Annotated in this window: 17 protein-coding genes and 3 tRNA genes; 8 read left to right on the top strand and 12 right to left on the bottom strand. The window is 59.5% G+C overall.

Annotated features, from left to right (window positions below; all coding sequences use genetic code 11):
- Nucleotides 1-10 precede the first annotated feature (10 nt).
- Both HMPREF9452_RS06040 and purH read right to left on the bottom strand, forming a co-directional pair.
- Nucleotides 11-733 carry a hypothetical protein gene (locus HMPREF9452_RS06040; protein ID WP_009141242.1) on the bottom strand — a complete coding sequence of 241 codons (723 nt, stop codon included), beginning with the start codon at nucleotides 731-733 and terminating at the stop codon, nucleotides 11-13.
- 102 nt (nucleotides 734-835) lie between these two features.
- A complete protein-coding gene (gene purH, locus HMPREF9452_RS06035) occupies nucleotides 836-2476 on the bottom strand; it encodes a bifunctional phosphoribosylaminoimidazolecarboxamide formyltransferase/IMP cyclohydrolase (RefSeq protein ID WP_009141241.1) in 1641 nt (546 codons plus the stop codon).
- Between the two features lie 243 nt (nucleotides 2477-2719).
- On the opposite strand from purH, the gene HMPREF9452_RS06030 reads away from it, so the two are divergent.
- The gene (locus HMPREF9452_RS06030; RefSeq protein WP_009141240.1) at nucleotides 2720-3355 is read left to right on the top strand and encodes a GNAT family N-acetyltransferase; all 636 of its coding nucleotides are present in this window, start codon (nucleotides 2720-2722) and stop codon (nucleotides 3353-3355) included.
- Nucleotides 3356-3549: 194 nt separating this feature from the next.
- Here HMPREF9452_RS06030 and HMPREF9452_RS06025 read toward each other — a convergent pair whose 3' ends face one another.
- The gene (locus tag HMPREF9452_RS06025) at nucleotides 3550-5508 is read right to left on the bottom strand and encodes a DUF2207 domain-containing protein (protein ID WP_009141239.1); all 1959 of its coding nucleotides are present in this window, start codon (nucleotides 5506-5508) and stop codon (nucleotides 3550-3552) included.
- A 198-nt stretch (nucleotides 5509-5706) separates the two neighbouring features.
- On the opposite strand from HMPREF9452_RS06025, the gene HMPREF9452_RS06020 reads away from it, so the two are divergent.
- Both HMPREF9452_RS06020 and gluQRS read left to right on the top strand, forming a co-directional pair.
- Nucleotides 5707-6225, top strand: coding sequence for a ferritin (locus tag HMPREF9452_RS06020; RefSeq protein ID WP_009141238.1), 519 nt, complete (start codon nucleotides 5707-5709; stop codon nucleotides 6223-6225).
- 119 nt (nucleotides 6226-6344) lie between these two features.
- A complete protein-coding gene (gene gluQRS, locus HMPREF9452_RS06015; RefSeq protein ID WP_009141237.1) occupies nucleotides 6345-7328 on the top strand; it encodes a tRNA glutamyl-Q(34) synthetase GluQRS in 984 nt (327 codons plus the stop codon).
- Nucleotides 7329-7453: 125 nt separating this feature from the next.
- Here the strand turns inward: gluQRS and HMPREF9452_RS06010 are convergent.
- Nucleotides 7454-7530: transfer RNA gene (locus HMPREF9452_RS06010), tRNA-Arg, on the bottom strand.
- A gap of 234 nt (nucleotides 7531-7764) precedes the next feature.
- Nucleotides 7765-7841: transfer RNA gene (locus HMPREF9452_RS06005), tRNA-Arg, on the bottom strand.
- A 222-nt stretch (nucleotides 7842-8063) separates the two neighbouring features.
- Between HMPREF9452_RS06005 and HMPREF9452_RS06000 the strand changes: the two genes are divergently transcribed.
- A complete protein-coding gene (locus HMPREF9452_RS06000; protein ID WP_009141236.1) occupies nucleotides 8064-10034 on the top strand; it encodes a tetratricopeptide repeat protein in 1971 nt (656 codons plus the stop codon).
- 104 nt (nucleotides 10035-10138) lie between these two features.
- Nucleotides 10139-10229 (top strand) — tRNA-Ser (locus HMPREF9452_RS05995).
- Nucleotides 10230-10295: 66 nt separating this feature from the next.
- Here the strand turns inward: HMPREF9452_RS05995 and HMPREF9452_RS05990 are convergent.
- The 3 genes from HMPREF9452_RS05990 to HMPREF9452_RS05980 all read right to left on the bottom strand — a co-directional run bounded on the left by HMPREF9452_RS05990 (nucleotide 10296) and on the right by HMPREF9452_RS05980 (nucleotide 12400).
- Complete coding sequence (locus HMPREF9452_RS05990) at nucleotides 10296-10778, bottom strand: universal stress protein (RefSeq protein ID WP_009141235.1); 483 nt, start codon at nucleotides 10776-10778, stop codon at nucleotides 10296-10298.
- Between the two features lie 155 nt (nucleotides 10779-10933).
- Complete coding sequence (locus HMPREF9452_RS05985) at nucleotides 10934-12091, bottom strand: FAD-dependent monooxygenase (RefSeq protein ID WP_009141234.1); 1158 nt, start codon at nucleotides 12089-12091, stop codon at nucleotides 10934-10936.
- A gap of 54 nt (nucleotides 12092-12145) precedes the next feature.
- A complete protein-coding gene (locus tag HMPREF9452_RS05980) occupies nucleotides 12146-12400 on the bottom strand; it encodes a hypothetical protein (RefSeq protein ID WP_232205030.1) in 255 nt (84 codons plus the stop codon).
- A 346-nt stretch (nucleotides 12401-12746) separates the two neighbouring features.
- Here HMPREF9452_RS05980 and HMPREF9452_RS05975 point away from each other — a divergent pair, with 346 nt between their 5' ends.
- From HMPREF9452_RS05975 to HMPREF9452_RS05965, 3 genes are all read left to right on the top strand, one after another.
- Nucleotides 12747-13709 carry a DUF5692 family protein gene (locus HMPREF9452_RS05975; protein WP_009141232.1) on the top strand — a complete coding sequence of 321 codons (963 nt, stop codon included), beginning with the start codon at nucleotides 12747-12749 and terminating at the stop codon, nucleotides 13707-13709.
- Between the two features lie 145 nt (nucleotides 13710-13854).
- A complete protein-coding gene (locus tag HMPREF9452_RS05970; RefSeq protein ID WP_198003584.1) occupies nucleotides 13855-14508 on the top strand; it encodes a TetR/AcrR family transcriptional regulator in 654 nt (217 codons plus the stop codon).
- A 15-nt stretch (nucleotides 14509-14523) separates the two neighbouring features.
- Nucleotides 14524-15531, top strand: a complete 1008-nt coding sequence (locus HMPREF9452_RS05965; protein ID WP_009141230.1) for a dipeptidase — start codon at nucleotides 14524-14526, stop codon at nucleotides 15529-15531.
- Here HMPREF9452_RS05965 and HMPREF9452_RS05960 read toward each other — a convergent pair.
- The 4 genes from HMPREF9452_RS05960 to HMPREF9452_RS05945 all read right to left on the bottom strand — a co-directional run bounded on the left by HMPREF9452_RS05960 (nucleotide 15521) and on the right by HMPREF9452_RS05945 (nucleotide 19970).
- Nucleotides 15521-16576 carry a MupG family TIM beta-alpha barrel fold protein gene (locus tag HMPREF9452_RS05960; protein WP_009141229.1) on the bottom strand — a complete coding sequence of 352 codons (1056 nt, stop codon included), beginning with the start codon at nucleotides 16574-16576 and terminating at the stop codon, nucleotides 15521-15523. The two genes, HMPREF9452_RS05965 and HMPREF9452_RS05960, sit on opposite strands and share 11 nt — an antisense overlap.
- Before the next feature lie 92 nt (nucleotides 16577-16668).
- Complete coding sequence (locus HMPREF9452_RS05955) at nucleotides 16669-18099, bottom strand: PTS transporter subunit EIIC (RefSeq protein WP_009141228.1); 1431 nt, start codon at nucleotides 18097-18099, stop codon at nucleotides 16669-16671.
- 75 nt (nucleotides 18100-18174) lie between these two features.
- Entirely contained in the window at nucleotides 18175-19068 is an 894-nt protein-coding gene (gene murQ, locus HMPREF9452_RS05950) for an N-acetylmuramic acid 6-phosphate etherase (protein ID WP_009141227.1), read from the bottom strand.
- 44 nt (nucleotides 19069-19112) lie between these two features.
- Nucleotides 19113-19970 (bottom strand): MurR/RpiR family transcriptional regulator, encoded by an 858-nt coding sequence (locus tag HMPREF9452_RS05945; protein ID WP_009141226.1) that lies wholly within the window; start codon nucleotides 19968-19970, stop codon nucleotides 19113-19115.
- Nucleotides 19971-20146: the final 176 nt, after the last annotated feature.

Raw genomic sequence — 20146 nt, 5'->3', positions numbered from 1 at the left:
CGCGGCGCCCTTAGGAGAACAGCTTTGCCACGCCATCGCGCAGGAAGCGGACAAGATTCGCGTCATCAGACTGATCTTCATCCACCTCGCGCGCGGGGACCACTCCATGCTCGTCGGAGACCAAGAATATAGGGGTGGACGAGGAATGGACGTCTTTCAAGAACGCGTCGCCGGAACCTACATGCTCAACCGCGATACCGCGTGTGGCGGCCAGCTGCTCCACCAGCGACAAGCTGCCGCACACATGCTCGCCCACGGCGACCAGCAGGCGCCCGTCGCGCATGCAGCAGAGCACCTCTGGCGCGACGCCCGCCTCCGCCTCTTCCAGGCGGGCTGCCTCTGCGCGAGCGGCAAGAGCGGCTGACGCAGTATCAACCAGGGGCTCATAGGCCCCCACCGTCATGGCGGCGTTGCCGTTGACATCGATCACCAACATGAGCACGCCGTTGTGCTCCACGTAGGAACCCTCGGTCAGCGACCATTCCACATGCTGCTTGGCCCACGAGAGCATGTTATGGGTAAGCGGTTCGCCCATGACAACGCGTTGAGACAGGGCGCGGATGTGCCTATTGAGCAGCGGGACGCGCTTCTTCGACATGCGCCAACGGCATACCAGGGCGGGCGCGTCCAGATTGAACGGCTGGTTGCCGCGCTCTTGGTTGGCACAGAACTCCTCATACGCGCGCTGCTCATCCGGGTTATCGAACAGCTCCGTCAACGCCTGGTCGCTCACGGCTCTCCTTTCAAAAAGGGCCCCCGAAATCTCGGGAGCCCGTATTGTCCTTATGGATCGTCAGGTTAACCCGCATGGGTTATACCCGCTACCCGCATGCTTTTAGTGACGGAAGTGACGGGTGCCGGTAAAGACCATGGCGATACCGTGGTCATCGCACGCCTGGATGGACTCGTCGTCACGCACCGATCCGCCGGGCTGGATGATGGCGGTCACGCCATGCGCGGCAAGCACGTCGACGTTGTCGCGGAACGGGAAGAACGCATCGCTGGCGCAGGCAAAGCCGCCCGCCTCGACGCCCATGCGCTCACAGGCCTCCTCGGCGCGCTGGCAGGCCAGCAGTGCGGAGTCAACGCGGTTGGGCTGGCCGGGACCCATGCCAATGCCGGCGCGATCCTTAGCGATGAGGATGGCGTTGCTCTTGACGGTCTTGCAAACCTTCCAGGCAAAGATGAGGTCTTCCATCTCTGCATCCGTGGGCTTGCGGGTAGTGGGGAACGTGAAAGTCGAAGGATCCTCGTCCACCGTATCCACGCACTGAACCAGCATGCCGCCATCGACGGTACGGGCTTCAAGCTGGGCGTGCCCGTCAGCGCCGCCGGTGGCAAGCACGCGTAGGTTGGTGCGCTTGGACAGGCGCTCGAGCGCCTCGGGGCTGAAGGACGGGGCGATGAGAACCTCGACAAACTGCTTGTTGACGTCTGCGAAATGCTCCACCAGGCTCAGGGGCACCTCGCGGTTGACGGCGATGATGCCGCCAAAGGCGCTCTTAGGATCGCAAGCGAAGGCGCGGTCATACGCCTCGGTCACGTCCTCGCCCGTTGCGGAGCCGCAGGGATTCTGATGCTTCAGGATGATGACCGCGGGCTCCTCGAACTCGCGAACGGCGTTCCAGGCGGCGTCGGCATCCAGGAAGTTGTTGTAGGACAGCGGCTTGCCCTGGATCTGCTCGGCACCAACCAGAGGGCTTGCGAACGAGGCGAAATTGCCAAAGCTATCGGCGAAGCGATAGACCGCGGCGGTCTGATGCGGATTCTCGCCATAGCGCAGGTCCTGGGCCTTCTCAAGGTGCAAGTCAAAGGCCGCCGGAGGCACAAACGCGGGGGCGGTGGTGCCGGCAGCGCCCGCGTCCTCGTTCGCCAGGTAGGTATTGAGCCAGGTAGAGATAGCCGTATCGTAAGAAGCGGTGCGGGTGTAGACCTTGGCAGCCAAATGGCGACGGGTGCCAAGCGTGGTGCAACCGGCATGCACGGACATTTCGTCCAAAATACGAGCATAGTCATCAGGGTCGCAGACCACGGTGACGGAATCGTTGTTCTTGGCAGCGGAACGCAGCATGGAGGGACCGCCGATATCGATGTGCTCGATGGCGTCCACAAAGGTGACGTCCGGGGAGGCGACGGTCTTCTCGAACTCGTAGAGGTTGACGCAGACCAGGTCGATCATCTGGATACCGTGCTCAGCGGCCTCCGCCATGTGCTGCTCGGAGTCGCGACGGCACAGCAAGCCGCCATGCACCTTGGGGTGCAACGTCTTGACGCGCCCGTCCATCATCTCGGGGAAGCCCGTGAACTCCTCGATGGGGATCACCGGAACGCCGGCCTCTTCCAGCACGCGCGCGGTACCGCCCGTCGAGATGATCTCAACACCGTAGTCGCTTACCAGCGACTGAGCGAACTCGACGACACCCGTCTTGTCGGTCACCGAGATCAGCGCGCGCGAGATCTTCTTGTCTGTGCCCATGCAGCACTCCTCCTTCGTGGATGCGAGCGTCCCGCCATGCAAGGGGGACGGCCTCTCTCTTCGTCCTACTAATGTAGCGCAACCCGCCGCCCGCGTTGTGCATGGCACGGGGTGATTTTGAAGAAAATGCCAAGACAACGTGACGGTTCCGCGAAGAATTCGCGGGGGACCTGTGGTGACATAGGGAGACCATATTTGAATCCCTCCCGCGTGGTAGAAACCTTAGTGAAGAAGGAGGCACGAATGGTTTCACGCGTCATCTATAGGCCGTTTGAGAAGGACGATTTTAGCGCCCTTGCCTCAATCCTGAAGGACACCTGGCATACCTACGTGCCCAACCAGGAATACAACGCCCTGGAAGCCGCGTGCGACCTGGTCCATTCCCTTGAGATTTCCAGCTTTTCGCAGGTTGTATTAGTGGACGATATTCCCTGCGGCATCGTGCTGGCACGCGCCGAAGGCGACCGACTCCCCCATGCCAAAGAATGTCATGCCGCTATGGACGCGTTCCTGGAGCGCATGCACAAGCTGGAGCCCAAGGCTACGGACGAGTACCTTTCCTTCTTGGAAGCCGAGCGGCGCGTCAACGGTCGCCTACTTGAGCAAAGCGGCCTTGCCCGCGCAAGCCAGATCACCCTGCTTGCCGTGAGCGGCACCGCCCGCGGGCTTGGAATTGGCAGCGTCCTGCTAGATGCGGCGACCTCCTATGTCACCTCTCGCGGTGCGAAGGGCCTGTACCTTTACACCGACACCGATTGCTCGTGGAAGTTTTACGAGCGCCGCGGCCTTAAGCGCGCCGCAATGTACCGGGCAAATCGCGAAGAGCGCCATGTGCTCCCCCGCGAGATGTACCTGTACGGAATGGATCTCTCCGCCTAAGATCGCTAACCGGCGCCTTGAGGGCAGCTTGGCGCCTAGTCTCGCACGCGATCGATACGGCGAGGACAAGCATACGCGGAACGCATCCGCACAAGAAAGGGCTCCCTTATCAGGAGCCCTTCTTTTTTCATGAAACCGCAGCCGTCCGTCACCTCGCGCCGCATCGCAAGCCTGAACACAAAGCCGGCAGCGCCCTAAAACGTTCCGCCGCCGCCTCCGCCAACGCCTCCTCCGCCGCCACCGGAGAAACCTCCGCCAAAGCCGCCCGACGAGCTATTTGCGCTCGCCGTCAGCGCCGCGGCGGAGATGGCTCCGTAGGTAGAAGACAGGTCGCGCGTGGGCGAGCCAAGGCTACCGTGGGGATAGCACCACCAGTACACGGGATAGTAGAAGCCGCCCAGCTCGTCTTGGCGCATATCCCGCGGGACCGCGTCCGCAAGGTCGCGAAGCACCTTATCAGATACGCCCAGGGCAACTGCCATGACCAGCAGCTTGTTCCACAAGATAAGGTCTTGCGGCACTGCCTCGCCCAGACGGGTGAAATCTTCCAGCCAGCGCTTGAGCGCCAGGCACCGGGCGCGCAGCTCCACGTCCTCGCGGGTGTAGCGCCGAGCCGTGGCGGCCACCGCCGCGGCGGCAATAGCCATGGCGCACGCAGCGAGCAGCGCCAGGACGCTCGTCTCGAGCTCGATGGTTGCGAATAGAGACGCCACGCCGATCACGACCGCAAGGACAACGACCGTCAACCCAAACGCATGCGAGCTGTCACGCAAGAGGCCGCGCATCTCGATAGCCGCGCCAACGGAAGCCTTGAAGCCGTCCAAACGCTCGCCATAGGCGTCGGAATCCTCGTCCGCGTTCGCGCGAACCCCATCGAAACGCACCTCTTCGCCATTCTGGGCGCCCGGGCCAAAGTACAAATCGAGTGCATCGATGTCGATGGGGCCGGTTGCACGGGCGCGGTCGACAAGGCGGATACTGTAGGAATCCTCGTCCTTGGAGCCAAACAGCCCGCGCTTCTGCCGCGTTTGGCACACCAACTCGATCACGCGCTCGTCCGTAAGCTTCATAAGAGTCGCCACAAATGCAGCGTCGCCCACATCGCCGTCGCACATGAAAGCAGAAATCACCGCAGGATGATCATCACTGGGAACATCGCGATAGTACGTATCCTGAAACATCGGCTTGGGGCTCTTGAATACAGTAAGGCGTAGGCCCACGGCGGCAACAAGCAAAACCGCAGCCGAGCCCACGCTCAGCACCGTCGCCGCCGCAACCATGCGGCGAGCCTCCTCGCGACGCGCGTTGGCCTCTTCCGCCCACGCGGCTTCCTCGTCCAAGATGGTCTCAAGACGCGCGGACGAGGACACCTGAAGATCCGGCACCCAGGACACGGGAAACACCAGACGCGCCTCGGCGTACTCGCCCGAATCGACGCGCGGCACGGTAAAGCGGGCGACCGGGTCACCCATATCGCCCACCTGAACCGTTGCGTCCAAGGGCCCGTGACCCCACGCGCGCACGCCAAGATCAGAAAGCTCGTCAGAAGACCAGTCCTTGCTCTCTACGCTGCCATCGCTCCCGTAGATATCATGGGCCTCGCCCGAGAAACCAAGGGTGAGCGTCACGTCATGGGAGGGCTCGGTCCAGCCGTCACCCACAAACTTCCAATACAGCTCCGCGGTATCGGACCACGCCATGACGGCGCCGTTGATGATGTAGGACACCATGAAGCTTCCCTGCTCGCCGGATTCATGGGGCGAGAAGACCTTGATGGTAACCCGGTCTCCATCGTTCTCCACGGTGTAGACACCCGTGTCGCCATTGTTTGCCGAGTCCACAAGCTGGTAGTTCACCTGCTGATCGTTCTCAGTCGCCCTAACGCTGACCTGCTCAAGAGAGGTTGGATGGCCCTGCTGGTTCTCGCCTAACGGGATGGTCCAAAACACGCCGTTCACATCATCGTCGAAGTCGAACGTACGCGACTCCGAGACAAGCATGCGCCCGTCTTCCAGTACGGTGGCGAAGATGTTGACAGAATGCATGTCGAAGCCGTCTGCCCGCGCGACAACGGGGGCTGAGAACAGACAGGACAACGCGAGCGCAGCGGTCGCGGCGACGACGGCGAGCGCGTTGGAGATACGGATGCGCATGGACGCCCCTTCCACTCCGCGGGTAATTTGGCACCAATTGTACCCACACCCTCGCCATAATGCGTTCACGCTCCGCGCGAATTGCACCCGCGGAAGATAACCGACCGTCCGCACGGAGCGCTATACTTACATGCAGCGCGCGAGGGGGCGCGCCACCTATTTTGCACAGGTACGCCAAGCAGAAAGAGGGAATGCACTATGGCCATCAATTCCGCCGTCGCCCAGGCCCTGGAGGAGCAGATCAACGCCGAGCTCTACTCGTCCTATCTGTACCTCACGTTTGCCGATTACTATGAGGACCGCGGTCTTAAGGGTTTTGCCAACTGGTACATGATCCAGGTTAAGGAGGAGGCCGACCACGCGCTGGCCATCCGCCGCTACCTGCTGGACAACGACTACAAGCCCACCATGGAGGCCATTGCCAAGCCCGATAAGGTGTTTGAGAACGACCTTGAGCCGCTTGAGGCGGGCCTTGCCCATGAGGAGTACGTCACCAGCCTCATTCACCACTGCTACGAGGTCGCCCATGAGGTGCACGACATCCGTGCCATGCAGATGCTCGATTGGTTTGTTAAGGAGCAGGGCGAGGAGGAAGCAAACGCGCGCGACATGGTCACCAACATGAAGCTCTTTGGCTCCGATCCCAAGGGCCTGTTTGACCTTGACCGCGAGTACCAGGCACGCGTCTACACCGCCCAGACCGCTTTGCCCATGTAGACCAGCCCATATAGACCAGCCGCGGCTTTTATGCAGCTTTTGCCCGCAGCCCTTTCAAAGCGCATCCTCCCGGGTGCGCTTTTTTCATACTCGTCCGGCGCCGCGCTATACTCTTGCCCATGAACAGTAACGCCCAACATACCAACGCAGGTACGGCACAAGCCGCCGCCCACCCGGTGGTGGGGCGCTTTGCCCCCTCTCCATCTGGCAGGATGCACCTTGGAAACGTGTATTCCGCACTGGTTGCCTGGCTATCCGTACGCAGCCAAAACGGACGCATGGTGCTGCGTATTGAAGATTTGGACGAGCGCTGCCGCAGGGGCAAATTCGATGAACAGCTTATCGCCGATCTGAGGTGGCTTGGTCTTGATTGGGACGAGGGTCCCTACTATCAAAGCGACCGGCTGGACCTATACCGCGACGCCGTTCGCGCCCTTGCAAGTCAGGACTTGGTATACCCATGCTTCTGCACGCGCGCAGAGCTGCACGCCGCCAGCGCCCCCCATGCCAGCGACGGCACCCCTCTGTACCCCGGCACCTGCCGCAACCTAGATGCAGACGAGGTCGCCAGGCGGCGCGCGCTCAAGGCCCCGGCCCTCCGCCTGAAGGTGCCCGATGAGGCGGACCCCGCAGGAATCATCACATTTAACGATCGCTCGTATGGAACGGTGTCCGAATGCCTCGCCACCGACTGCGGCGACTTCTTAATCCAGCGAAGCGACGGGGTGTTCGCCTACCAACTTGTTGTCACCGTCGACGACGAGCATATGGGCGTAACCGAGATCGTGCGGGGGCGCGACCTTCTGGGGTCGTCCGCGCGCCAGATATACCTTCAGAACCTTTTGGGCTACAACCATCCCAGCTATGCGCACGTTCCCCTGCTCGCAGCTCCCGATGGCCGCCGTCTCTCCAAACGTGATAGAGACTGCGACATGGGAGAACTTATGGCGTGCTTCGGTACGCCCGAGAAGCTCCTTGGCTACCTGTCCCATATCGCCGGCATCGCGCCCGATTCCTCGCCCAGATCCGTCGACCAGCTTGTCGATTTATTCAGCTGGCGCGCCATCAGCATCCATAGCGCCGACATTGTTATTGGCAAATAGCCCTGTAGGCGGCCCCTATAAGCAATGCGGCCCGCATTCAGCCGCCACCATGCCCCAGCACCTATTTCAATGTTAAACATGAATGCATATTAAAAAAGCCTCCCGAAGGAGGCTCGAAGATCAACTGGTGCGGCGTACAGGATTCGAACCTGTGACGTTCTGATTCGTAGTCAGACCCTCTATCCAGCTGAGGTAACGCCGCAACGCAAGGAATATAATCACATGATGTCAGCTTTAAGTCAAGAACTTTTTTTCGCTTTGGCCATATTTCTTACAGACGCCGCGCGGTCATCCGCGCGCTGCCCGAACGACCAGAGGCATTCTCAACCAAAGATCGCCCGTCCAGGTCGTCCTCAAGAGAGGACGCGCTCCGCGTAAGAACATGCCCTAAATGAAAAAAAAGAGAGCCATCTCTGACTCTCCTTCAACAATCAACTGGTGCGGCGTACAGGATTCGAACCTGTGACGTTCTGATTCGTAGTCAGACCCTCTATCCAGCTGAGGTAACGCCGCAACGCAAGGAATATAATGTCACTCACCCTAGATTACGTCAAGCATAAATATCAACTTTTTTGAACTTCGATTTCTCGAGATACAGTTTCGCGAGGTCATCGTCCATATTTACACAATTACGAATCGCTCATGAAAACCCAAGCGGCCACAATCATTGTTCCCAACGTAGGAAAATGGGAACATACAGAACCGAATAGCGCGATCTTTGAGGAGTGATTTAACGTGTCGCATCATACCGACCAAAATGAAGGCAATCCCATCCTCAGCGACCTTGGTGCCACCGAGTTCTTTCTTTCGCTTGCTTCCATGCAACTAGTCGACGCCCTTACGGTATCAATGCGCTCCATCTCCGAGAAAGAGGACCCCAGCGGCTTTGAGCTGTATGCAAAGCGGCTTATAAGCCATATCGACCTCGAAAAGCTTCGCGAGATCTCGACCGTGGGCTCGGTCTCCCTCGCCCGTATAGAACTCATGGATGCGTTCTATATCAACTATGATCGTGAAGCCGTCTCGCCCCATGACGCCAGGCTGCTTTATGCGCTTGAATCCATCCTGAATCGCCTGTCGAAGATTGCCGACACCATCACGGGCGAAGACCTCCCCCCACGCGCCGACGGCGTCGAGCGAATCTGCGCCAACCTTGATATCGAGCAATTCCGCATCATCACCGGCTACGTTGATCGCCTCATGGAGAAATCCATCGAACCCAACCCCTGGGCATCGCCCGGCACCATTGCCTGCACGCCCGGCGGAGAGTGGGACATCCGTAGCCGCTTCGCGTCCCTTGTCGAGCATCTCTCGCTGGTCACCCGTCTTGACTACACATACCGCGTCGATGCGAAAAACGGCGTGATGGCCGTCAATTTCCTCGCCCCTCAGCCCGAAGACCTCCCCGCTGAAGAAGCGTTTAGCGGCACGCCCAAATCAACGGTGGTATGGAAGGAGATTTTGGACACGGACCGCGAGGCCCTCTCCCTTGAACACGGCTTTCGCATGGCGCTCGTCCTTGCCGGAGCCTGCTTCGCATCCGGCCTGGGCATCCATACGTGCTACGTTCAAATGGACAACCAGGCAAAACCCAACCATTCCAGGTTTATGAAATACGAGCGAGAAGACTATCTCGCCCGCCTTGTCCCCCTTGCGCGCACACTCGCAGGAACGTCCTTGCGCGATGGCCGGTGCACCACCGAACTCGCTCCGCTGCGCATCGATCAGCCCATGCCCCAATTGGGTTCCACCGTTCGCGACGCCCAACCAAAGGATGACCCGCGCGACCTCCCCGAATGCCTGCGCCGTCTGCTCATGGCGGACAAGGCTTCCGAACTCGAAGTAATGGAGGATGAGGATAGCCCGTACAACATCCGCATCAAGGAACTGAGAGAGCATTTCGAAAGCGATCCCTCCGAGTCCGCGGAAGGCCTTATCAAAATCACCGAGGAAATATCCGCCGCATGTGTGGTCGCGGAACTTCAGTCAAGCGGAGCCGTGCAGACCCAATTTTGCGAGAATCACTTGGGTAGGCTTTTGCTCCCCCTTTTCGAAGATGACCCAACAACCCGCATCTTGCGAGCGCCCGATGCGCTGTTCTTCGCGGAGAGCGACCTGGCGACCATGTATCTCAAGTCCGGCAACTACACTCGGGCCTTAGCCGAGCTGCATAGGCTTCTCGACGTTTCCGTCACATCGACCCAAGCGCACCTTCTTCTTATCAGCGCGCTCAGTCGCCTTGAGAGATTCGATGAGATAACCGAGGTCGTCAAACACGGCCTGCGATGCGCTTATGACCGCGAGACCATAAGCTACTATTTCTACCGCGTCGCGTTCGCCTACTGGCAACTCGGCCGCATCGATGTAGCGCTCGCATGCTATAGCCTGGTCCCGCGCGGCGAACAGGTCAGCGAGGTTGCAGATGAAGAGCTTCGCGCCCTTTGTCAAAAAGAAGGGCTTTCCGGTAGGCTCGACTTTTCGGAGGCCGTCGAAGTTGCCCGCGCAGAGGGGATTCCCGTTCCTCCAACCGAGGAGTTCTCAAACCGCATCGCCGACCTCGCCGTGCTTCTTGTCGACAACGGCTTCTTCTTCCTCGCCATTCGCTGCGTCTATTGCATGTGGAGGACGATGGGGCGCGACGAACTTGGAGCCATCAACCGCTCTTTGCAGCCCGGCATCGCGCACCTTGAATACGGAACGTACTAGCAAAAACCGATGCAACAGGATTGAATTGGGCTGAAGTTTTGAAGACTTGCTGAGCATGTCTTGTGCAAAGTACCGCTAATAGGTTATTATTCACTAGCTGTTACGGAGAGCTGACCGAGAGGCCGAAGGTGCTCGCCTGCTAAGCGAGTATTCCCCAAAAGGGAATCTGGGGTTCGAATCCCCAGCTCTCCGCCAGTATGATTTGATTAAGGGTCCCAATCGGGACCCTTTTTCTTTATCGATGCTTTTAGATACGCGCCCTCACTTTACCGTTAAAACCGGAATGTCCGCCGAGCGCAGAACGCCGTAGCTCACGCTTCCGAGCATGCCTCGCAAAGCCCCCAGCCCGCGACGACCCATCACGATGAGGTCGCAGCGATGATCCATCGCATAGTTGGTAATCCCCTCGACGGGAGAACCTGCAAGCCTGGTCTCAATGACCAGCTTCGCGTGTATGACCTGCATATCCTTCCCCAAAAGCCCGGCCACATCATCATGAAGTTCACGATCGGACCGCTCGGCGATATGCGACAAGAGGGCCTCGTAATTCTCATAACTCACCGGGGACGTATCGAAGGCAACCGCCGCTGAAAGCGCGGAAGGGGGCATGATGTCATTTGAGACAACCGTGACCACCCGAATCGTCGCTTCGGGGTCATCGCCAACCAAGTCAATCGTCAGATGCAGAGCAGCCGCGGCATGTTCCGACTCATCGTAGGGAACCAACACGTTCTTGAACAACATAAGGGCTCCTATCCTCGCCAGCTACAGACACGGCCATCCAGCCGGCCGCTGTTGCTAACGTACCCTTTGCTTGTTGGGCGAATACCAAAATGCCCTCACCGTGCACATATTTCCGCCCAGCGGCATCCACGCAATCCGCCAGATTACGTAATCGGCTACAAGCGCTCCGTCATCTTGCTCACAAGAGGCGTTGGCACCAGACAAGCAAGGTTCTTGCAGGCATAGTTGTTCATAATGGGAAACATCCCCATGCGAAACGCCAGATTCTTCTTCATGGGCTTCAAGGCCCTTTCATAGCATTCAAGCGCCGATGAAGCCACCAGGGAATCGTCTTCGAATGCAGCCGCCACGGCCTTCCCCGCCATAATGCCCGAATTTAGCGCAAAGGATATCCCCTCGCCGGACGTGCACGACAAAAAGCCGCCGCCCTCTCCGGCTAGAAGAACCCTCCCCTTTCCCGCGACCAGGTCTGCGGGACGGCGAAGGTGCGCGGCGATCCACGTCTCGCGCTTCACCGACTCGCCAAACGGGTAGATGTCGCGCAGCCTATCAAGCACATCCTCATGTTTGCGCTCAACGTCTCTCGATCCAGGGTAGAAAATCGAGCCAATAATCGCCACATCGCCCTTCGGCATGATGTAGCCGATACCGTAGTCGCGATCAAATTCCTTTGAGTAGATGCAATCGAAATACGGCTCGATAGCCCCGCGCTCGATGCTCGCGTACTCCTGCACCGTGATGTAGCGGTCAAAGGGACGCAGCCCAAGCCTCTCCCTTACCGTGGCGCGCGGTCCATCCGCCGCGATGAGATACGAGCAGTCCACACTCGCTTCCGCGCGAGATCCGTCTGCGCGGAGGCCCTTCAAAAGCACCCTCGCCTTCACAGGGCTTTGCCAAAGGTCCGCCAAGCGCACCCCGCAGGCAACGTGCACGTTGGCGGGCAGGAAACTGAGAAGCCACTCGTCGAACATTCCTCTGTCAACATTCAGAAAGCGTACCTGCGTAGGTTTTTTTACCTCGCGATCAATGTGGTAGTAGCGAAAATCAATCCACTTGGGATCGAGAATCATCTCCTCGGGAACCGTCCCGTAGGGTTCAAGCGCTCGCCTGGAGTAGAGGTTCAGCATGCCTCCGCAGCTTTTCTCGCGCGGAAGGGAGGACGCCTCCACAAGCAAGACGCTTCGCGCAGTGCGGGCGCTTTCGACGGCGGCCATGATCCCCGCAGGACCCGCCCCAACCACCACAACGTCATACGATGCAGCAATTCCGTCCATCTCAACCGCACGGTACCGATTCGTCCATCTGCGAGCCATGAAAGCGCCTCCACTCATACCAACTTGTCCGCGTGACAGTATACCGTTGGACCCCTATCGCACGATATCGCTTTCAATCACCTCATAGGGAACATCTAGGCTGCGCATGAGCGCCCGGATCCTCATGCCGCAGTCATACCCCATGTACTCGATGCGCAGAAGCTCGGGCAGCTGCTCGGGAATATCCAGGTGGAAGTACCGCATCAGCGCGTCGACCGCGCCGGCGCCAGCATACGTCTCCACCCTATGCGGACTTTCTTCAAAGCACCACTCGGTCAGGGGACCGGCGCTCTCTTGCATGATGTCCATGCATCCGTCCGCTGTAATAGCGCACTCGACCCTCAAGTCCTCCTCGTCCCGCTCACTTTGAAAAAGAACCGCCGCCCTGCTCCGCACATCCTTACAACCTTCGATCAATTCAAACCCGCAATCGCCCATCTCCACTCCCTTCTCTTCCGCTTTCACTATGCTGTTATAGTAACATAAAAAACAGAACGTATGTTCGTATCTTTTTACATCCAGTGCTTTTTTGAGCAAGCGCTCCCTTTCCGCAGGTCGTCCATTTCACAGGCGGATTAAATATGTAAAGGATGTGGAGAAGCGGCTCAGTATACTGGGCTCGCTTATGTTCCACACCCCTACCAGAGGAGGATTTATGGGACTGCTCTACACGGCAGGCGATATGTCCTATTGGGCCATTTGGCTCTTCATCCTGTTTGCCCTCATGGCGTTCAATGAGCTCGGTCGCTCCAAACCCTGGGCCGGCATCACCCTGTTTGGCATCGTTCCGCTAGTGCTGACCATCTTTGTATGGCCCACCACCGCCGCCCCCGGCAACGAATACGGCACCGGCACCTGGTTCAACTGGGTCAAGACCTACTCCGCGCTCGCGGGCTGCCTGGGCTTCATGGCACTGCGCTTTGTCAGCTGGACCGGTAAGGACGGCCAGACCCATCACCTCTATGAAAAGAAGTGGGCCTTATGCTTTCCGCCGCTCATCCTCGCCATCAACATCGCCGAGGCGGTGCTACGCGATTTCCAGGTCTTCAGCTTTGGCCTGTGGGAGGGCGGCACCGTCGAGAACCTGTGGACCATCTCCGGCCCCTGGAACATCATGAACGGCATCGCGGGCATCCTCAACATCATCACCATCTGCGGCTGGCTTGGCATCTTTGTCTCTCGCGACAAAACCCGTGACATGATCTGGCCCGATATGATCTGGCCTTGGATCATCGCCTACGACCTGTGGAACTTCGCCTACACCTACAACTGCATCTCCGATCATTCCGCTTACTGCGGCCTGGCCCTTCTGCTCTCTTGCACCATTCCCACGTTCTTCATCAAGCGCGGTGCCTGGCTGCAGCACCGCGCCCAAACCCTTGGCCTGTGGATCATGTTCATCATGACGGTCCCGCAGTTCGCCGACCGCATCGCCCCCATCCCAACCACGCACAACCCCACCGCGTTCTTCATCGTCAGCGCCGTCGCCCTGGCATTCAACGCGGGCGTCGCGGTCTACCAGCTCCTCCAAATCAAGCGCAGGAGCCTTAACCCCCTGCACGATGAAATCTACACCCATACTCGCCCCTACAAGGCCGTGGTGGACGAGAACCGCTAGCGTATACCCCTTGCTTGTTCAACTTGCTCGTCCAGCGACAAGTACAAAAGACGTGAGCCGCATCGGCTGAAAGCGTCCTTATAATATGGGCACCCCGTTTGAATGCGGGGTGCCCATTGTTGTTTTCTCGTCCCGAAAGAGAGCCATGCATACGCCCGAGAACATGAAGACCCATCGGGTCGATGGCCACACCAGCAGGCTTTCCCTCGAAAGCCGGCGGCTCACCGGACAGGCAGGGCAGATCGCCCAGGCCGCTCGCGCGCTCTACGAAAAAAAGGGCGTGGCAAAAACCACCGTCAAAGACATCGCCGCCGAAGCCGGCGTAACGCGCGAGCTGGTCTACTACTACTTTCATGGCAAAAAGGAGATCACTCGCGCCGTGCTCGATGACTACATCGAGGATCTGGTCGAAAGCGCCATGGTATGGAATGAGAACCGGGAATTCGGCAAGACCCGCCAGTCCCTGCGCGCCTGCGTGCAGGCGTTTCGCCGCTCGCTCTACGACGCCGCCGGCAACGAGCGCCCCATGATTCGCGTTATAGAAGAGCTTGGCGTTCGCGACGCCTTTGACGTGCGCGCGGTCAGAGAGACCGTCAACGCCCTGGACGCGTGCGTTGCGAGTGAATACGCGCAGTTCCACAAGGTTGAAATCGAGATGGTCTACGAGATGTTCTGCGTGGTCATCTTTGGCATGGTCGGCTTGGTCAAGCTCAATCCGGCTATCACGGACGAGGAACTCATGAAGGTGGTCGAGCAAACGCTCCACCTTGATATGGAAGACACCAAACCACCCCGCTAGGAGATGCTCCCCATTATGTACACCGTATTCGACCTGCACTGCGACACCGCAGACCGCCTTGCCTGGCAAAGCTTGCCCAGCGATCTCAAAACCGCCAGCGGTATGGACTTCTACGGCCCGGGTGACGAGAATGCACCCGAGCTTTGTCGCGACTTGAAGCGCAACCGCTGCCACATTTCGTTGGAAGGCATCGGCGACACGCCCTGGGCTCAGTGCTTCGCCTGCTTCATTCCGGACGAACTCTCCGCCTCGCAGTCGCTGGCGTTCTTTGAGCATGTGGAGTCGTATCTGGATAACCAAGTCGCCATCAACAGCGACCGCATCGGCATCGCGGCGGGTGGGCGAGACATCGCCACCATCCTAGAATCCAAACGCGTCGCCGCCGTGCGGACCATCGAGAACGCCCGCTTCTTCGCGCTCGACCCCGCATACGTGGACGAGGCGTCGCGGCGCGGCGTCCTCATGGCGTCGCTCAGCTGGAACGCCGCCGGCCCCCTTGCCAGCGGTCATGACACGGCAGACGGCGTTACCGCGGCAGGGTTCGCCGCGTTGCGACGCATGGAGGCGGCAGGCATCGCAATCGATGTCTCGCACCTAAATGATCGCTGCTTCGGTGAAGTCGCGGCCGCCACGGACGCTCCGCTGGTCGCAAGCCACTCAAACAGCCGCACCGTCTGCAGTGCGCCGCGAAACCTTACGGACGCCCAGTTCGATTGCATTCGCGAGCGCGGCGGCCTTGTTGGTCTTAACTTCTACAACGGCTTTCTACGCGAAGAGGGCGAAGCGGACTTCGACGACATCTCCCGCCACATCGACCGCTGGCTGGAGCGCGGCGGCGAGGACGTTCTCGCACTGGGTAGCGACTTCGACGGCTGCGACACACCTCGCTGCATAGCGACTGCAGCGGACATGTCAGCTTTCCAGAACCTGCTGCGGGCGCGCTTTGGCGAAACCATCACCGCCAAGCTCTGCGGGCTCAACGCCCTTCGCTTCTTCTCGCGCCGAATCCCCGCTACCCTATAAAACGCAGCCCAAACCCGCTGCGCACAACAGCGAGGTAATCGAGATCTCGGGGATCGACCTCGCCAACGACGTTCATTCGCCCATCGCCCGGCAAATCAACGCGAGCAATCTCGAGCTCCCCCTCATAGCGAAGGTAGCGCTCGTTGGATATCGCGATGGATCCAGCGGGACGAGGCGCTGAAGCCGTCTCGTCCACAGGCACCATGGGCGGCCGCAAAGACGTCCGCGATTCCTGCGACCGGAAGATAAAGCCGCTTGAATCCGGTCTATCATGATGGATCTGACCCAAAAGGAACGAGTACTCGGGCCTCACATTGCAGCGCACGTCAACATAGCCGGCGCAGATCTGTCCAAGCCGACCCCAAGACCCCTCCGTCAAATCGGGGTCGCCCACCAAAACTATGTCGGTTCCCGCCATGTGCGCCAGCTCGAGCATGTTAAAGGCAAGCCTATCAGCCCTCTCGCGATGGTCCTCCACCGTCGGCAGCCCCTCGCAAAGAGGCCCCCGGAGGCGACCGTCGCCCGGAACAAACGCTATCGTCTCGAATCCCTGGGCGGCAAGAAGCCCGTTCACCTCTCGGACCGCTTGGATATCCAGCCCGGTATATCGCTTTGGATAGTAGTTATGGCAGGCGCTGAAGCGCGACAGGTCGGCGCCCGCGGCGCGCCACGCCGCTATCTCATCCCTCGTGATGGTCGATGCGTTGAAGACGATGCGGAAGCGCCTGGAGAGCTCCACCGTCTGCTCGATTGTGAAACCGTAATCAAGCCTCAGGTGCGTGAAGCCCAGGTCTTCCAATTCCTCAATGCGCGCGCAACCAAGCTTCTCGCACGTATCCGGACCGACGTCCGCGATCAAGCCGATACCGGCATCGCGAAGGCGACGCAAGAGCCTCCTCGCGTCCCCGGCGTAATCCACTCCGCGCTCCTCGGGAATATGCAGAGACGTGAACGCATGCGTGGCCCCGGCTTCCGCCGCTCGCTCGATGATGCGCTCGTTCTCTTCCGCACCGCTTCCAAAATACAAAGAGATGCCCGCCTTCATGGACCTCTCCATCCTTCCCCTCGTACCCAAAGGGGCGGCCCGAGCCCTAAAGCCCGAACCGCCCACATCGAACGACCGCAGACGGAAAACGCCTACTGACCGTAGAACTCGTTGATTCGATCCTCGTCCACGCCGAAGAACCATGTGAGGACGAATCCGCCTGCATATGCCGCGAGCATCGCAAGCACATAGAAGAGCTGCTGCCCCGGCACGACGATCAGAAGTCCGAACAAACCGGATACGCCCTGGGAGACCGTTCCAACATGGAACAGAGCCGCCAGGATACCGCCGAAGCCCGCACCAAGGCATGCGGTAACGAACGGCCGCATCAAAGGCAGGGTCACGGCGTACATAAGGGGCTCGCCAACGCCGAGGATGCCGACGGGGATAGACTCCGCGATGAACTTCTTAAGCTTCTTATTGCGAGTCTTAAGGTACAGAGCCAAGCCAGCGCCCACCTGGCCACCGCCCGCCATCATCAGGATGGGAAGAAGGTAGTTGACTCCCTGCGTAGCGCCATTGGGGTCGTTCAGAAGGGCGTGGATGGGCGTAAGGGCCTGATGCAGACCGACGGAAACCAGGGGCAGGAAGCCGGCGGACAGGATGTAGCCGCCAACAAGACCCATCTTCTCATACACAAAGTTCAGCACGGTGAAGATGCCCGTGGTCAGCCACGCTCCGACGGGCTGGATGATCAGCATCATGGCAAAGGCGCCAATGATAAGGACGAGCAGCGGCGTGATGAAGGTATCGAGCACGCCGGGCATGATCTTGCGGATATTCTTCTCGAGATACGCGAAGAAAGCGCCGGCTATGAGCGCCGCGATCATTCCGCCCGCAGCGGGATTATATGCGGCGTTGGTCAACGGGAGCAGAATCGCCTGCGCCGGGTCCGCCGCGCCCGAGGCGAGAAGCGGCATGGCGCTGTTTGCGATGCACATCATGCCTGCGATACCGCCCAGGGACGCGGAGCCCCCGAACTCCCTGGCGGCGTTATAACCAACCAGGATGGGCAGGTACGCGAACAGCGCCCAGCCCATGGAGCGAATGCCCTGATACCACCAGACATCGGCAAAGGCGTTCCCGCTCGAGACGTTGATGACGTTGCAGATGCCGTTAATAAGACCGGCGGCGATGATGCCGGGCAGCAAGGCGACGAAGACGTTTGCGATCTTCTTCATGAAACGCTGAACCGGCTTATCGCTATATTTAGCTTTCTGATTTGCCTTATTCTCCGCAGCCGCCGCCAGCAAATCATTGTCGACAGCCCCCTTAGCAATGCCGGTGAGCTTAGAGAATTCCTCGAGCACCTTGTTGACCTTGCCGGGGCCCAGTACAACCTGCATGGTCTGGTCCTCAACCAAGCCCATAACCCCGTCGGTGGCCTTGATTCCCGCCACGTCCACCTTCGATACATCCTTGACGCCCACGCGGAGCCTTGTCATGCAGGCGGCATTTGATAGCACGTTCTCCGTGCCCCCCAGCAGCTCCAGCAACCGTTGGGCGAGTTCCTTATCAGTCATCTTCGAACCTCCTCGATCAAATTGAACAGTCATCATGTCCCGACCCGCTTTGGAGCCGGCTTCCGCAACGCCCCTCTACGAGATGGCGTCCCGAACGTGTCCTCGAGACTCCTCGAGGCGAGCGCGAGCGGTATCGACATCGCAATCCAGCAAGATTGAGACGATAGCGGTCTTTACGTGCCCTCCCGCTCGATCGAGCGCCTCCATCGCCTGCTCCACCGTGCAACCGCACGCCTCGGCCACGATGTTGCGGGAACGGGCGACCAGCTTCTCGTTTGTCGCTTGCACATCGACCATGAGATTTTGGTAGGCCTTCCCGACGCGGACCATGCTCCCGGTGGAAATCATGTTCAAGACGAGCTTCTGGGCGGTTCCCGCTTTAAGGCGCGTGGAGCCGGTCAAAACCTCCGGTCCCGGCACGGGCTCGATCGCCAAGTCCGCCTCGCGCCCTATCGCCGAATCGGCGTTACACGCAATAGCGACCGTCTTGCACCCTACGGACCGCGCGTATCTGAGCCCTCCGATAACGTATGGGGTGCGCCCGCTTGCGGCAAGACCGATCACGATGTCGTCCTTGGACACGTCGAGCCCCGAGAGATCGCCCTCACCGAGCTCCATGCTGTCCTCAGCGCCCTCGACCGCTTTGACAAACGCCCCTTCGCCGCCGGCGATCAACCCTACCACGCGAGAGGGATCGACGCCAAAGGTGGGCGGGCACTCGACGGCGTCGAGCACCCCCAGCCTTCCGCTGGTCCCGGCGCCCATATAGATGATCCGCGCGCCGGACTCCAGAGCGTCCGTCGCCCAGTCGATCGCCTCCGCAATCTTGGGCAGCACCAAACGAACCGCCTCGATTACGCGACCGTCCTCCTCGTTCATAGCCGTAGCTATCTGCAAAGAGGTCATGCTATCGAGTGCCCAGGTGCGCTCGTTGCGAGCCTCGGTCGACAGCTTCGTCAGATCTATCACGCTTTCCCTTCCCTTCTCCTAGATCCATTCGTTTTTCCAAGCCCCTAAACCTGGGGCTCCTTGCTGATGATGTTGTGCTTGATGATTGCCGAGCATCGCTCGAAGTCCTCGGTGACGCATGCGGCGTACAGCATGTCTATCACGACGAGCTGGGACATCCGCGACGCCATGGTGCCGCTTCTGAGCAACGGCTCGCTCGCTGAAACGTTCAGAACGTAATCAGCCTGCCGAGCCAGCGGCGAATCGAGCTGGGCCCTTGTCATCGCGATGACGCAGGCACCCGTCTCGCGCGCGGCGCGAGCGCACTCCACCGTCTCCCTGGTCATGCCCGAATAGCTGATGGCAACCGCCAAATCGCGCTCGCTCATATTCTTCGCGCTCAACAGCTGGTTATGCCAATCGCCGTACGCATGGCATTGCTTGTTGATGCGCATGAGCTTCGCTTCGAAGTCACGGCAGACAAGCTGGGACTGCCCTATCCCAAACAGGTTGATAGTCCTGGCAGAAAGCACGCGCGCCGCACAGACCTCGAGAACATCCAAGGAAACAAGTCTGGCCGTCGCCTCCAGCGAGCTGATGTCGCTTCGCATCACCTTCCTCACAACCTGCTCGAGCCCGTCTTCTTTCGCGATGTCCTCGAGCACCACCTCGTCTCGCGCATCGCTAGCGGCCAGCTCGTAAAGCAGCTCTCGCTGAAACTCCCTATAGCCCTTGAAACCGAGCTTCTTGCACAAGCGGATGATGGTCGATGACGAGGTGAACGACGCTTCCGCGAGATCGCGGACATTCATCGATGTGACGGCGCCCATGTTGTCCCACACGAAAGAGATGATGTTCTTCTCCGCCGCGCTGGCACGGGACCGATAGTCCTTTATCCGTATGAACAGGCCTTTAGCGCTCATCATCCGTCCCTTCATCCTGCCGACATTAGACACTTTTGATTCAACTCTGTCATTAAGCTAGCAAATATATGAAACACTGTTTCATCTTGTGACAGCAATTGCCTGGCAAGGAGCCGTTCGCGGAACGCCATCGACCGCTCGGGAGCAGGGATGAAACGGGCGAGAGGCATGAAAAA

The sequence above is a fragment of the Collinsella tanakaei YIT 12063 genome, assembly GCF_000225705.1.
GTDB lineage: Bacteria > Actinomycetota > Coriobacteriia > Coriobacteriales > Coriobacteriaceae > Collinsella > Collinsella tanakaei.
Note: the sequence above shows the minus strand (reverse complement) of the source record. Positions and strands in the feature narration are given on the sequence as shown.